This window comes from Micromonospora sp. WMMD734, from assembly GCF_049178975.1.
Lineage (GTDB): Bacteria > Actinomycetota > Actinomycetes > Mycobacteriales > Micromonosporaceae > Micromonospora > Micromonospora wenchangensis.
The window spans coordinates 6,849,015-6,861,846 of the sequence record NZ_JBMHMK010000001.1 but is presented as its reverse complement, the minus strand read 5'-3'; the positions used below and the strand labels follow the sequence as shown (position 1 = coordinate 6,861,846).

Annotated in this window: 10 protein-coding genes; 7 read left to right on the top strand and 3 right to left on the bottom strand. The window is 74.0% G+C overall.

Annotated elements, in window-relative coordinates:
- Positions 1 to 13: 13 nt before the first annotated feature.
- Both ACN267_RS29980 and macS read right to left on the bottom strand, forming a co-directional pair.
- Entirely contained in the window at positions 14 to 682 is a 669-nt protein-coding gene (locus ACN267_RS29980) for a response regulator (protein WP_204957896.1), read from the bottom strand.
- The gene (gene macS, locus ACN267_RS29975; RefSeq protein ID WP_204957895.1) at positions 679 to 1,809 is read right to left on the bottom strand and encodes a MacS family sensor histidine kinase; all 1,131 of its coding nucleotides are present in this window, start codon (positions 1,807 to 1,809) and stop codon (positions 679 to 681) included. The genes ACN267_RS29980 and macS overlap by 4 nt, the downstream gene beginning before the upstream one ends.
- Positions 1,810 to 1,929: 120 nt before the next feature.
- On the opposite strand from macS, the gene ACN267_RS29970 reads away from it, so the two are divergent.
- Positions 1,930 to 2,364 (top strand): ATP-binding protein, encoded by a 435-nt coding sequence (locus tag ACN267_RS29970; protein ID WP_421490161.1) that lies wholly within the window; start codon positions 1,930 to 1,932, stop codon positions 2,362 to 2,364.
- A gap of 14 nt (positions 2,365 to 2,378) precedes the next feature.
- On the opposite strand, the gene ACN267_RS29965 is transcribed toward ACN267_RS29970, so the two are convergent.
- Positions 2,379 to 3,317: a ribose-phosphate diphosphokinase gene (locus ACN267_RS29965; RefSeq protein WP_204957893.1), complete on the bottom strand. Its 939-nt coding sequence runs from the start codon at positions 3,315 to 3,317 to the stop codon at positions 2,379 to 2,381.
- Positions 3,318 to 3,380: 63 nt separating this feature from the next.
- On the opposite strand from ACN267_RS29965, the gene glpK reads away from it, so the two are divergent.
- The 6 genes from glpK (at position 3,381) to ACN267_RS29935 (ending at position 12,760) form a co-directional block, all read left to right on the top strand.
- Complete coding sequence (gene glpK / locus ACN267_RS29960; RefSeq protein WP_421490160.1) at positions 3,381 to 4,865, top strand: glycerol kinase GlpK; 1,485 nt, start codon at positions 3,381 to 3,383, stop codon at positions 4,863 to 4,865.
- 72 nt (positions 4,866 to 4,937) lie between these two features.
- Positions 4,938 to 6,659 carry a hypothetical protein gene (locus tag ACN267_RS29955; RefSeq protein WP_421490159.1) on the top strand — a complete coding sequence of 574 codons (1,722 nt, stop codon included), beginning with the start codon at positions 4,938 to 4,940 and terminating at the stop codon, positions 6,657 to 6,659.
- 98 nt (positions 6,660 to 6,757) lie between these two features.
- A complete protein-coding gene (locus ACN267_RS29950) occupies positions 6,758 to 8,425 on the top strand; it encodes a right-handed parallel beta-helix repeat-containing protein (RefSeq protein WP_204957890.1) in 1,668 nt (555 codons plus the stop codon).
- A gap of 5 nt (positions 8,426 to 8,430) precedes the next feature.
- Positions 8,431 to 9,996, top strand: coding sequence for a glycosyltransferase family 39 protein (locus ACN267_RS29945; protein ID WP_204957889.1), 1,566 nt, complete (start codon positions 8,431 to 8,433; stop codon positions 9,994 to 9,996).
- Positions 9,993 to 11,765 carry a glycosyltransferase family 2 protein gene (locus ACN267_RS29940; protein WP_421490158.1) on the top strand — a complete coding sequence of 591 codons (1,773 nt, stop codon included), beginning with the start codon at positions 9,993 to 9,995 and terminating at the stop codon, positions 11,763 to 11,765. The genes ACN267_RS29945 and ACN267_RS29940 overlap by 4 nt, the downstream gene beginning before the upstream one ends.
- Positions 11,762 to 12,760 (top strand): glycoside hydrolase family 26 protein, encoded by a 999-nt coding sequence (locus ACN267_RS29935; protein ID WP_204957887.1) that lies wholly within the window; start codon positions 11,762 to 11,764, stop codon positions 12,758 to 12,760. Before ACN267_RS29940 ends, ACN267_RS29935 begins: the two co-directional genes overlap by 4 nt.
- Positions 12,761 to 12,832: the final 72 nt, after the last annotated feature.

Below are 12,832 nucleotides of genomic sequence, written 5' to 3'. Positions count from 1 at the left end.
GGGCCCGCACCGCTCAGTCGTCCAGGCCCCGCTCGATCGCGTAGCGGGTCAGCTCCACCCGGTTGTGCAGTTGGAGCTTGCCGAGCGTGTTCTGCACGTGGTTCTGCACGGTGCGGTGCGACAGCCCGAGCCGGCCGGCGATCTGCTTGTAGGACAGCCCCTTAGCCACCAGCCGCAGCACCTCGGTCTCCCGTTCGGTGAGCCGGGGTGCCGCGCCGGGCCCGTCGTCGCCCGTCCCACCGGCCGGCGGGTCCGCGGCGAGCCGCCGGTACTCGCCCAGCACCAGCCCGGCCAGGCCCGGGGTGAACACCGGCTCACCGGCCGCCGTCCGGCGCACCGCGTCCAGGAACTCCGCCGGGGCCGCCGACTTCAGCAGGTAGCCGGTGGCCCCGGCCTTCACCGCGTCCAACACCCCCTGCTGCTCGCCGCTGGCCGACAACATCAGCACCCGGACCCGGGGCAACGCGGCCCGCAGGCCCTGGATCACCTCCACCCCGGAGATGTCCGGCAGTTGCAGGTCGAGCACCACCACGTCGGGGCGGGCGGCGGCGGCCACCCGGACCGCCTGGCGTCCCTCCCCGCTGGTCGCCACCACCAGGTGCCCGGCCTCGGTGAGGTCCCGGGCCACCCCCTCCCGCCACATCGGGTGGTCGTCGACCACCATCACCCGTACCCCGGTCATCGGCTCCTCCTCGGCACCATCAGTTCGATCTCGGTGCCCTCCCCCGGCGTCGAGATGATCCGCACCTCGCCGCCGAGGTCGGTCATCCGTCCCCGGATGGCCTGCGCCACCCCCAGCCGACCCTGCCGGGCCGCCTCCACCAGCCGCCCCTCCGGGATGCCCGGCCCGGCGTCACGCACCGACACGGTCACCGTGTCGCCCTCGTCCTCGACCAGCACCCAGGCCCGCCCGTCGGCGTGCCGCCGCACGTTGTCCAGGGCTGCCGCCGTCGCGGCGGCCACCTCCCGGGCCACCGACGCGGGCAGCGGCACCGGGGTCGCCGGGGCGGAGACCTGCACCGTCGCCGAGGCGTACCCGGACAACAGGGACCGCAGGTCGATCTCGCCGACCGGGTCGGCGGGGGACGCCGGCGGGGTTCCGGAGATCAAGGCGCGTAACGCCAGCTCCTGCTGGCCGGCGAGCCGGGCCAGTTCCCCGGCCTCCCCGTCGAGGTGCGCGCCGCGCCGCTGGACCAGGGACAGCACCTGGAGCACCGAGTCGTGGATGTCCCGGGCCAGCCGTTCCCGTTCCCGGGTCGCCGCCTCCAGCTCCACCGCCCGCTGCAACCGTTCCTCGGTGCTCACCGCCAGCCGGGCCACGTGCCCCACCACCGCCCCGGCGAGCAGCAGCAGGATCGCCCCGGTCAGCGAGGACGGGCCGATCCGGCCCCGGGTGGCGAGGTCCGTACCGCCGACCAGCAGCGCCGCCACCGTGCCGCGCCGCCGGCCGCCGGAGACCGCCCAGGCCAGCACCGGCCCGGCCAGCCACGCCACGGCCAGGGCGGGCACCCCGGCGGCCAGCGCCGGGCGTCCCACCACCCACGGCGTGACCGCCAGGATCGCCAGGACCACGCCGAGGTCGGCCAGGAGCAGCGGCCAGCGCCGGTTGGCCGGCCGGGCGTACCCGACCGCCGTCACCCCGGACCAGGCCAGCATCACCAGCAGTACGCCGCCCGCGGCGACCGGGTGGGCGTACCGGCCGGCGTCGCGCAGGACCAGCAGGCCGACGTACGCCAGCGAGGCGAATCGAAAGACCGCGACGGACCGCCACAGCGGGTCGGCGAAACCTCCCGGCGGGGACGACGGCATGGCCGCCACGATGCCACAGTCCCAGGTCAGCCGGCCGGGCCGGTCGGTGCGGGCCGGAGAACCCTGACGTACGGTAGAAATAGCGTGAAAAACTCCGAGATCGCTGTCGGGACAGGGCCCATGACGAACGCAGAGCTTCCCACACCGCGTACGGTGGTGCCCATCGAACCTTCCCTTCTCATCGCCGAGGCGTTCGACCAGGCACAGGTGACCGAGCTGAGACACTCGGTCAGCTCCTGCGCGCACGCCGCCGGCCTGGCCGGGCAGCGGCTCGACGACTTCGTGCTGGCGGTCAACGAGCTGATCACCAACGCGGTCCGGCACGGCGGCGGCCGGGGCTGGCTGCGGCTCTGGCGACGCCCCGGCGAGCTGGTCTGCGAGGTCTCCGACCACGGCACCGGCATCAGCGAGCAGCGGCTCGACGACCACAGCCGGCCCGCGCCGGACGCCGCCGGCGGCTGGGGGCTCTGGCTGGCCCGGGAACTCAGCGACGCGATGGAGGTCGAGAGCGGCGCGGCCGGCACCACCGTGCGGATCAGCGCCGCCGCCGGCTGACCCGCCGGATCGGGTCAGCCGAACAGGGCGCTCACCGACTCGCCGTTGTGGATCCGGCGCATCGCCTCGGCCAGCGCCGGGGCCACCGAGAGCACCGTCAGCTCCGGCACCCGCTTGTCCTGCGGGATCGGCACGGTGTTGGTGCAGACGATCTCGCGTACCCCGTCGACGGCGGCGAGCCGGGTCAGCGCGCCGCTGGAGAACAGGCCGTGCGTGCAGGCCAACCGGATCGACCGGACCTTGCGTTCGTGCAGGTGGCCGATCAGCTCCACCACCGTGCTGCCCTTGGCGATCTCGTCGTCCAGCACGATCACGTCCCGGTCGGCCACCTCACCGATCACCGTGCTGATGGTGACCCGGTCGTCGCTGAACCGCTGCTTCGCCCCGGCCGCGACCGGGGTGCCGAGCATCCGGGCGAACGCCGCCGCCTCCTTCGCGTTGCCCAGGTCCGGCGAGACCACCACCGTGTTGCCCAGGTCGCGCCCCCGGAAGTGGGCGGCCAGTTCCCGCAGCGCGTGCAGGTGGTCGACCGGGACGCTGAAGAAGCCGTGCACCTGCGGTGAGTGCAGGGTCATCGCCAGCACCCGGTGCGCGCCGGCCGAGGTGAGCAGGTCCGCCACCAGCCGGGCACCGATCGAGATGCGCGGCGCGTCCTTCTTGTCCGACCGGGCGTACGCGTAGTGCGGCAGGACCACGGTGATCCGGCCCGCCGACGCGCCCCGGGCGGCGTCGATCATGAGCAGCAGCTCGACCAGGTTCTCCTGCACCGGCGGCACCAGCGGCTGGATCAGGAAGACGTCCCGCTCCCGGCAGTTCGCCTGCAACTGCACCTCGAGACAGTCGTTGGCGAACCGGGACACCCGCACCGGGTGCAGCGGCACCCCCAGGTGGGCGCAGATCTCGGCGGCGAGGTCGGGATGGGCGGTTCCACTGAACACGGCGATGTCGCGCACGTCTGGAGATCGTACGGACCCGTGCCGGTTCTCCCGTCGACCCGGGCCCGGTACGGTGCCGAAATGACCGGAGAGTACGTCGCCGCCATCGACCAGGGCACCACCTCGTCGCGGTGCATCGTCTTCGACCGGGCCGGTGGGATCGTCGCCGTCGCCCAACGCGAGCACCGGCAGATCTTCCCCCGCCCCGGCTGGGTCGAACACGACACCGAGGAGATCTGGGCCAACGTCGAACGGGTGGTCCGCGACGCGCTGGCCGACGCCGGCACCGGCCCGGACGGGTTGGCCGCCGTCGGCATCACCAACCAGCGGGAGACCACCGTGGTCTGGGACCGGGCCACCGGCCGGCCGGTGGCCAACGCCGTCGTCTGGCAGGACACCCGTACCGGTCCGCTGCTGCGCGAGCTGGCCGAGTCGTACGGCGAGGAACGGCTGCGCGCCCGTACCGGGCTCACCCTGGCCACCTACTTCGCCGGCCCGAAGCTGCGCTGGCTGCTGGACAACGTCGACGGGCTGCGGGAACGCGCCGAACGGGGCGAGGTGCTGTTCGGCACCATGGACAGCTGGCTGATCTGGAAGCTGACCGGCCGGCACGTCACCGACGTCACCAACGCCAGCCGGACCATGCTGATGGGCCTGGAGACCCTCGACTGGGACCCGGAGCTGCTCGACGCGCTGCGCATCCCGGCCGCGATGCTGCCGCAGATCCGCAGCTCGGCGGAGGTCTACGGGACGGCCCACGGGGTGCTCGACGGGGTGCCGGTGGCCAGCGCGCTGGGCGACCAGCAGGCGGCCCTGTTCGGGCAGACCTGCTTCCAGCCCGGCGAGGCGAAATGCACCTACGGGACCGGGAGCTTCCTGCTGCTCAACACCGGGGCCAGCCCGGTGCCGTCCAGTCACGGCCTGCTGACCACGGTGGCCTACCGGATCGACGGCCAGCCGGCCGCGTACGCCCTGGAGGGGGCGATCGCGGTGACCGGGTCGCTGGTGCAGTGGCTGCGCGACAACCTCGGGTTGATCTCCTCGGCCGCCGAGGTCGAGGAGCTGGCCGCCACCGTGGACGACAACGGGGGCTGTTACGTGGTGCCCGCCTTCTCCGGACTGTTCGCGCCGCACTGGCGCAGCGACGCCCGGGGGGTGATCGCCGGGCTGACCGGCTACATCACCAAGGGGCACCTGGCGCGGGCGGCGTTGGAGGCGTCGGCCTGGCAGACCCGCGAGGTGGTCGACGCGATGAACGCCGACTCCGACGTGGCGCTGCGCCGGTTGCGGGTGGACGGTGGGATGACCGCCAACGGCCTGCTGATGCAGTTCCTCGCCGACGTGCTGGCGGTGCCGGTGGTGCGCTCCCGGATCACCGAGACCACCTGCCTCGGCGCGGCGTACGCGGCCGGCCTGGCGGTCGGCTTCTGGCCCGACCTGGCCACCCTGCGCGCCCAGTGGCGCTCCGACGCGCAGTGGGAGTCCCGGATGGACCCGGCGCACCGGGAGCGGGAACTGGGCCGGTGGCGCAAGGCGGTCGCCCGCACGCTCGACTGGGTCGACTGACTCCGGTCGGCGGCCCGCCGGTCGGTCGGTCCCCGTCGTACCGACCGATACGATCAGTCGGGGGGATGCCACATGCAGACAGTCGGTCCATATGCGCTGCACCGCAGGCTCAGCTCGTGCGAGTTGGGCGAGGTCTGGGCCGCACGGGACGCCGCCGAGCGGCCGTTCACCGTGGCCGTGCTCGCGCCGGCCGCCGCCGAGGGCGGCTGGCGGGAGGCGTTCGCGGCGGCGGCCAACACGCTGGCCCGTTCCGACGGCCTGCCGATCACCGGGGCCAACCACACCGGCCCGGTGCCCTGGGTGGCCTGCGCCGCCGAGCAGGGCGCCGGGGCCGCACACGTCTTCCTCGCGCTGGGGCAGCGCCTCGTCCCGGCCGGGGAGCCCCCGGCCGGTGGCCCTCCGGCCGGACCGTCGGGTGCGCCCGCCCCGGCGCACCGGCCGACCGCCGGAGCACCTGCCACCGGCACGCCGCTCGCCGGGGCACCTGCCGCCGGGACTCCGCTCGCCGGGGCACCCGCCGCCGGGACGACGATCGCCGCAGCCGGGACGGCCGGGACACCGGCACCGGACGGGCACCGCACCGACGGACCGGCGGGCCCGACCCGGCCGGGGGTGCCCACCTCGTCGACCGGCTCCGCCCCGTCAGCCGGGGCTGTCGCCTCGGCCGGGCCTGCTTCACCCGCCGGGCCTGCTTCCTCGGCCGGGTCTGCTTCACCCGCCGGGTCTGCATTACCCGCCGGGCCTGCTTCGCCCGCCGGGCCTGCGGCGGTCACCGGCGGTACGGTGCCGCCGGCTGCCGCACCCCGCCCGACCGCCCCGACCCACCCGACGCCCCCGCACCAGACCGCCCCGCCGCAGGTCAGCCCGCCGCAGCACGCACCGCAGCAGGCCGGCCCCCACCGGGCGGCCCCGCAGCAGGCCGGTCCGCACCCGGCACCCCCGCGCCAGGTGACCCCGCCGCAGGTCGGCCCGCACCAGATGGCCCGGCAGCAGGCAGGCCCACAGCAGGCGGTGCCGCAGCGGGTGGGACCGCCGTACCCGCCGACGCCCCTGGCGGCACCGTTCCCGCCGGCACCGTTCCCGCCGGTTGCGGGCCCGGCGCGCGGACGGGGTCGGGCCGTGCTGTGGTCGGTCCTGGTGGCCCTGCTCGCGGCGACGCTCGGGGCGACCGGCGGCTACCTCGTCGCCGCCCGGACGGCCGACGGGCCGGCCAGCGTCGCCGCGCCGGCCTCCGCGACCCCGAGCGTCGACCTGGGGCTGCCGGGCACGCCGCCGCGCCGGCCGGGGGTGGAACCGCCGGTCGGCGGCGGCTGGCCGGCCGGAGCGCCCACCTTCGCCGGCACCGAGCCGACCCGGGAGATCACCGGCCTGGCCGGGGTCGACTTCAGCTTCCGGGTGCCCACCGGCTGGAGCTGCACCGAGGCCGGCCGCACCAGCGGTTCGGCGCACTACCGGTGCGGCGTACCGGCCGCCGACGGGTCGATCATCGGTGGCGACCTGGTCGTCAGGCAGTGCCCCCGGCTCTGCACCGACGAGCGCCGCACCGCGCTGCGCCGGCAGGAGGAGGCATGGGGGTTGCAGTGGATCCGCAGCGGCGAGTTCACCACCTGGGCGGAGACCGCCCGGGTGGACGGTGCGCCACGCTACGGACTGGTCTACCTCTCCTACTGGCGCAGCGTCCCGGAGGACGCGATCGACAGGCAACTGGTGTTGCGGATGACCGCGCCCCCGGACCGCGCGGACGAGGTGCGCAAGGTGGCCGCCTCGGTGCGCGAGGCCACCTTCACCATCTGACGCGGGGGCGAGACCACCCCCGCCCGCCCGGTACCCTTCGACCGGACGTCGACGACGAACCGGTCCGTCCTTCCACGACCGAGCGGGGCCATGTGCGCATGCTGACTGTCTCCCCTGACCGAGCCGGGGCCTGTCCGACCATCACGGACGCGTTGGAGATCGCGCCGGATGACGCGGTCGTCTCGATCGCCCCCGGCGTCTACCCCGAATCGCTCCGGCTCGACGGCCGGCGGGTCCGGCTGGTGGCCGCCGGCGAGCCGGGCTCGGTCATCGTGGACGGTCGGGCCGCCGGACGGCCGACGGTGGCCTGCACCGGCGGCGAGGTGCTGTTGCAGGGGCTGGTCGTGCAGGGCGGCGACTACCCGGCGGTGGAGGCGGTCGGCGGTCGGCTGCGCATGGAGAAGTGCCAGGCCAGCGCCGGGTACGCGGCAGCCGTGTCGGTACGCGACGGGGCCCGGATCGAGGCCGTCGAGGTCACCGTCACCGGCGGCCAGCACGGGCTGGTCGTCTCCGACGCGGGCGGCACGGTCGAGCAGTGCGAGATCCGCGACGTCACCGACGACGGGATCATCGTGCGGCTCGGTGCCGACCCGACCATCCGCAACTGCACCGTCGGTGCCGCCGGCTTCCGGGGCGTGTACGTCTACCAGGCGGCCCGGCCCACCATCGAACGCTGCGACATCTCCGGCACCGGCGACGCCGGCATCGTGGTCGCGCTGCAGAGCAGCCCCACCATCGTGGACTGCTGGGTGCACGACACCCGGGGCGTCGGCATCGACGTCGGCCGGGGCTGTGGCGGCACGATCGAGGGCAGCCGCACCGAGCAGACCGCCACCCCCGGCGTCCGGATCGCCGAAGGGGCCGGCACCGTGTTCCGGGCGGCGGAGGCGGGCGGGCGGCCGATGGCCGGGGTGAGCGCGGGCGGCGGGACGGTCGGCCAGGACGAGCGGAGGGTCGAGGAACTCCTCGCCGAGCTCGACTCGATGATCGGCCTGGCCGGGGTGAAGGCCGAGGTGCGCTCGCTGATCGACGAGATCCAGGTCAACGAGTGGCGACGCGACGCCGGCCTGCCGGTGGGCGCGGTCAGCCACCACCTGATCTTCACGGGCGCGCCGGGCACCGGCAAGACGACGGTGGCCCGGGTCTACGGGCAGTTGCTCAAGGCCCTCGGGGTGCTGCCCAACGGCCAGTTCCGGGAGGTCTCCCGGCGGGACCTGGTCGGCCAGTACATCGGGCACACCGCCGAGAAGACCTCGTCGGTGTTCACCGAGGCGCTGGGCGGGGTGCTGTTCATCGACGAGGCGTACACCCTCTCCCGGGCCGGGGGTGCCGGCGGCGACTTCGGCCAGGAGGCGATCGACACCCTGGTCAAGCTGATGGAGGACCACCGGGACCAGGTGGCGGTGATCGTCGCCGGGTACACCACCGAGATGGCCGCCTTCCTCGACGCCAACTCCGGGCTGGCGTCCCGGTTCGCCAAGACGCTGGAGTTCGAGAACTACAGCCCGGTCCAGTTGGTCGACATCGTCGGCCGGATCGCCCGCACCGACGAGTACCTGCTCGCCGACGGGCTGACCGACGGGCTGCTGGAGTGGTTCGGCCAGATCGAGCGGGACCAGAACTTCGGCAACGCCCGGGAGGCGCGCAAGCTGCTGGAGGGGATGCGCAAGGCGCAGTCCGGGCGGCTGCGCGCGCTGGGCCGGATGCCGAGCCGGGACGACCTGCGCACCCTCGTCCTGGACGACCTGCTCGCCGCCACCCGGTGACCGGGATGTCGCCCACCGGGGGCACCGGAGCCCGCAGCGACGCGCCGACCGCCCTGATCGTCCGGGTCCGGGACGCGCCACCCGAGCCGGCCGCCCCGTGGCGGCCCACCGAGGCCGACCAGCCGGCCCCGCCGGAGCCCCTGGACGCGCCCTGGCTGCGTCACCTGGCCCGGCTGCTGCCGATGGTGCTCGTCGCCGTCCTCGGCGGGATCGGGGTGAACCGGCCCGGCCTGTGGGAGGACGAGCTGGCCACCTGGGGCATGGTCACCGTCGGGTTCGACGACTTCGTGGCGGTGCTGCGCAACGTCGACGCCTCCATCGGCCCGTACTACCTGCTGATGCGCGGCTGGGTGGCGCTGGCCGGCAGCTCCGACGTCGCGCTGCGGGTGCCGTCGCTGCTGGCCATGACGGCGGCGGCCGGCCTGGTCGCCGCGATCGGCCTGCGGATCGGCGGGCTGCGGGTCGGGCTGGTGGCCGGCCTGCTGTTCGCGGTGCTGCCGACCACCTCCCGGTACGCGCAGGAGGCCCGGCCGTACGCGTTCGCGGTGTGCGCCGCGGCGCTGGCCACCCTGCTGCTGGTCCGGCTGCTGGACCGGCCCCGGTTCCTGCGCTACGCGGGATACTCGGCCGTGGTGGCGTTGCTGGGGCTGATGCACCTGGTGGGCCTGCTGCTGCTCGCCGCGCACGCGCTGGTCGCCTGGCGGGGGGCGCAGCGCCGGCGCGGCTTCTTCGGTTGGCTCGGTGCGGCGGCGGTCGGTGTGCTGCCGGTCCTGCCTGTGCTCTGGTTCGGTAGGCAGCAGACCGCCACGCAGATCAACTGGATTCCGCCGGTCACCCTGGACCGGCTGGTCGACACGCCGGAGGCGCTGTTCGGCGGACCGCTGCTCGCCGGCGCGGTGCTCGCCCTGGCCTTCCTCGGCATGTCGATGCGCCAGCGGTCGGCGGTGGCCACCGCCTGGCTGGTGTTGCCCACCGCCGGTCTGCTGGCCGCCGCCCAGCTCACCCCGCTCTGGTTGCCGCGCTACCTGCTGTTCACGGTGCCGGCCTGGGCGCTGGTCGCCTCGCTGGCGTTGCGGCGCAGTTCACTGCTGCGGGGCACCGCCGCGATGCTGGCGGTCGGGCTGCTCGGCATCCCGGTGCAGGTCGAGATCCGGGGCGTCACCGGCCACAGCCAGGGCACCAAGGACATCGCCGCCGTGCTGCGGGCGCACGCGCGCCCCGGCGACACCCTGGTGTACGGCCCGTTCGACGCCGGTGACCAGCGCACCAGCCGGGACGCGGTGAACCGGTACGTCGACGAGAGCTGGCGACCCCGGGACGTGCTGATGACCGTACCGGCCCGTAGGCAGGGCACCCTGGGCGCGCGGGAGTGCGCCGACCGCGACGTACCGGTGTGTCTGGGGCGTCCGGAGCGGGTGTGGGTCGTCCGCAAGGGGGCGTTCGACGACCCGGTGCAGCGGATCGGCGCGGCGAAGGAGGCCGCGCTCAAGCCGTACGCCGTCGAGCGCACCTGGCGGGTCCGGGGCTTCAGCATCGGGCTGCTGGTGCGCAAGTCGGAGGCGGGGAAGTGAGCCCCCGGGCCGGCGCGGGCCGCACCGACGAGACGACGGAGTTCCACCGTCAGGTGCCGCCGCCCCGCCCCGCCCCGACGGCGCCCCCGCCCTCCCGCGGCCCGGCGACGGTGCCGACGCGCCGGGGCCCGGCGACGGTGCCGACCCCGCGCGGGCCGGCCGCGGCACCGAATCCGGTGGGGCCGGCGGCGCGGGAGGTGGTGGCTCCGGCGGCGCTGGGTCGACCGGCGACGGTGGACCCGTCCCTGCCGCTGCCGCCTGACGACGACGAGAAGGCCGCCTACCGGCACCGTCGGCTGCCGGTGCTGATGGTCGCCTCGTTCGTCAGTTTCACCGGGCTGCTCACCAGCCAGTTGCTCTTCGTCCGGATGGCGCCCTGGCTGTTGGCGCTGCTGCCGTTGTTCGGCTTCACCGTCCTCTACTACCTGATCTCGGCGACGGTGAACATCGGCACGCCCGGGTTCGACCTGGACCGGCACCGCCGGCTGGTCCGCGACTTCCGCCCGCCCGTGCACCCGTCGGTGGACGTGTTCCTACCGGTCTGCGGCGAGGCGACCGAGGTGCTGCGCAACACCTGGGAGCACGTCAGCCGGATGGTCGACCACTACCGGGGCCGGGTGCACGTCTACGTGCTCGACGACTCGGCGACCGACGAGCGGGAGGCGATGGCGCTCGCCTTCGGCTTCGTTTACCAGCGCCGCCCCAACCGGGGCTGGTACAAGAAGGCCGGCAACATGCGGTACGCGTACCAGCGCACGCTGGGCGAGCACATCCTGGTGCTGGACGCCGACTTCACCCCCCGGCACGACATGCTCGACGAGATGGTGCCCTACCTGGCCGCCGAGCCGGATCTCGGGATCGTGCAGTCCCCGCAGTACTTCCGGGTGCACGCCGGCCAGGGCTGGCTGGAGCGCGGGGCCGGGGCGGTGCAGGAGCTGTTCTACCGGATGGTGCAGGTGTCCCGGCAACACCACGAGGCGGCGATCTGCGTCGGCAGTTGTGCGCTCTACCGCCGGGAGGCGCTCGACGCGATCGGCGGTTCCACCCTGATCGAGCACTCGGAGGACGTACACACCGGGTTCGACATGCGGCGGCGCGGCTGGCGGCTGCGCTACCTGCCGGTACCGTTGGCCACCGGGCTGTGCCCGGCCGACGTCAGCTCGTTCTTCACCCAGCAGTACCGCTGGTGTGCCGGCTCGATGAGCCTGCTCGGGTCGACGAAGTTCTGGAACACCCGGATGCGGCTGCGCACCCGGCTGTCGTACCTCTCCGGGTTCTGCTACTACCTGCACACGGCGCTGTTCACCTTCGTCGGGCCGCTGGTGCCGATCGTGCTGCTGGCCTGGTTCCCGCAGTCGGTGGCCCCGGCCAACTACCTGTGGATCGTGCCCAGCCTGGTCTACAACCTGGTGGTCTTCCCGCTGTGGCACCGGTGCGCCTACCGGGTGGAGGCGTGGACCGTGAAGATGATCTACGGCTGGTCGCACGCCTTCGCCATCTGGGACCTGCTGCGCGGGCAGAGCATGGGCTGGCAGCCCACCGGCGGCACGGGACGCAAGAACAGGACGGGTCGACTGTGGTGGGGAATGGCCGTCTGCACGGCGGGCAGCGGAGCACTGTGGACCGGCCTGGCCGCCCACCGGATGATCACCGACGACCTGTGGACCTTCGCGCCCGCCTTCCTCGGTGGCGCGTTCTACCTGGCCGTCGCGTTGCAGGCGCTGCTGGTGAAGCCGGCGCGGGACATCCGTCCGGAGCGTTCCCGGTGACCTCCCGCCAACTGTTCACCATCGTCACGATGTTCGTGATCGGGGTGTTCGGCTACGCCGCGCTCGCACCCAGCCCGGCCAGCCGTCCGGCCCGGTTCGCCACCGAACCCAGCGCGTCGCCCTCCCCCACCGGCCCGCCCCCGGCGTACGACGTCCGCCCGCTGGTCCAGCCGCAGGGCCGCTACCTGGGGGTGGCGCTCAGCGGCGCACCGCAGGACATGAGCCGGGTCGACCGGTTCGCCGACCTGGTCGGCAGCAAACCCAACATCATCACCATCTACGAGAGCTTCGACGACGAGTTCGCCGCCGCCGAGGTCCGCCGGGTCCACCGGTACGGCGCACTGCCGATCGTCCGTTGGGAACCGTTCAAGGCGAAACTGAAGGACATCGCCGCCGGGCGGCACGACCCGTACCTGGTGGAGTTCGCCGTCGCGGTACGCCGGCTCAACCTGCCGGTGGCGCTCACCATCGCGCACGAGATGAACGGCCACTGGTACTCCTGGGGCGCGCACGACAACACCGCCAAGGAGTTCGTCGCCGCCTGGCGGCACATCCACGCCGTCTTCGCCCGCGCCGACGCCACGAACGTGATCTGGACGTGGACCCCGAACGTGGTCAACCCGGTCCCGTCGGTGAAGCTCGCCCCGCTCTACCCCGGTGACGCGTACGTGGACTGGGTCGGCATCGACGGCTACTTCACCAGGCGCGGCGAGCAGACCTTCGACGACCTGTTCGGCCCCACCATCACCCAGGTCCGGAAGTTCACCGCCCGGCCACTGCTGATCGTGGAGACCGGGTCCGAACCGGGCGCGATGCGTCGCCGGGCGGTCGACGAACTCTTCACCGCCATCCGCAAACGCCCCGACCTGCTCGGGTTCGTCTACTTCAACCAGAAGGGCTCCGGCGACTGGGTGATCGACTCGGACCGGCCGGCGCTCGCCGCGTACCGGTCCGGCGCGGCGGCCGACCCCCGGACCGGCTTCCGGGTCGGCTGACCCCGGGCCGCCGACCCACGGGCCCCGGGGCGCTGCGGCGGGTTCCTATGATGAGGGCGGCCTGCCGTGGGC

Bases quoted from the DNA above. Each gene is read 5' to 3' on its own strand.
- ACN267_RS29970 (WP_421490161.1), top strand. From the start codon at position 1,930: ATGACGAACGCAGAGCTTCCCACACCGCGTACGGTGGTGCCCATCGAA.
- ACN267_RS29955 (WP_421490159.1), top strand. From the start codon at position 4,938: ATGCAGACAGTCGGTCCATATGCGCTGCACCGCAGGCTCAGCTCGTGC.
- glpK (WP_421490160.1), top strand. From the start codon at position 3,381: ATGACCGGAGAGTACGTCGCCGCCATCGACCAGGGCACCACCTCGTCG.
- macS (WP_204957895.1), bottom strand. From the start codon at position 1,809: ATGCCGTCGTCCCCGCCGGGAGGTTTCGCCGACCCGCTGTGGCGGTCC.
- ACN267_RS29980 (WP_204957896.1), bottom strand. From the start codon at position 682: ATGACCGGGGTACGGGTGATGGTGGTCGACGACCACCCGATGTGGCGG.
- ACN267_RS29950 (WP_204957890.1), top strand. From the start codon at position 6,758: ATGCTGACTGTCTCCCCTGACCGAGCCGGGGCCTGTCCGACCATCACG.
- ACN267_RS29945 (WP_204957889.1), top strand. From the start codon at position 8,431: ATGTCGCCCACCGGGGGCACCGGAGCCCGCAGCGACGCGCCGACCGCC.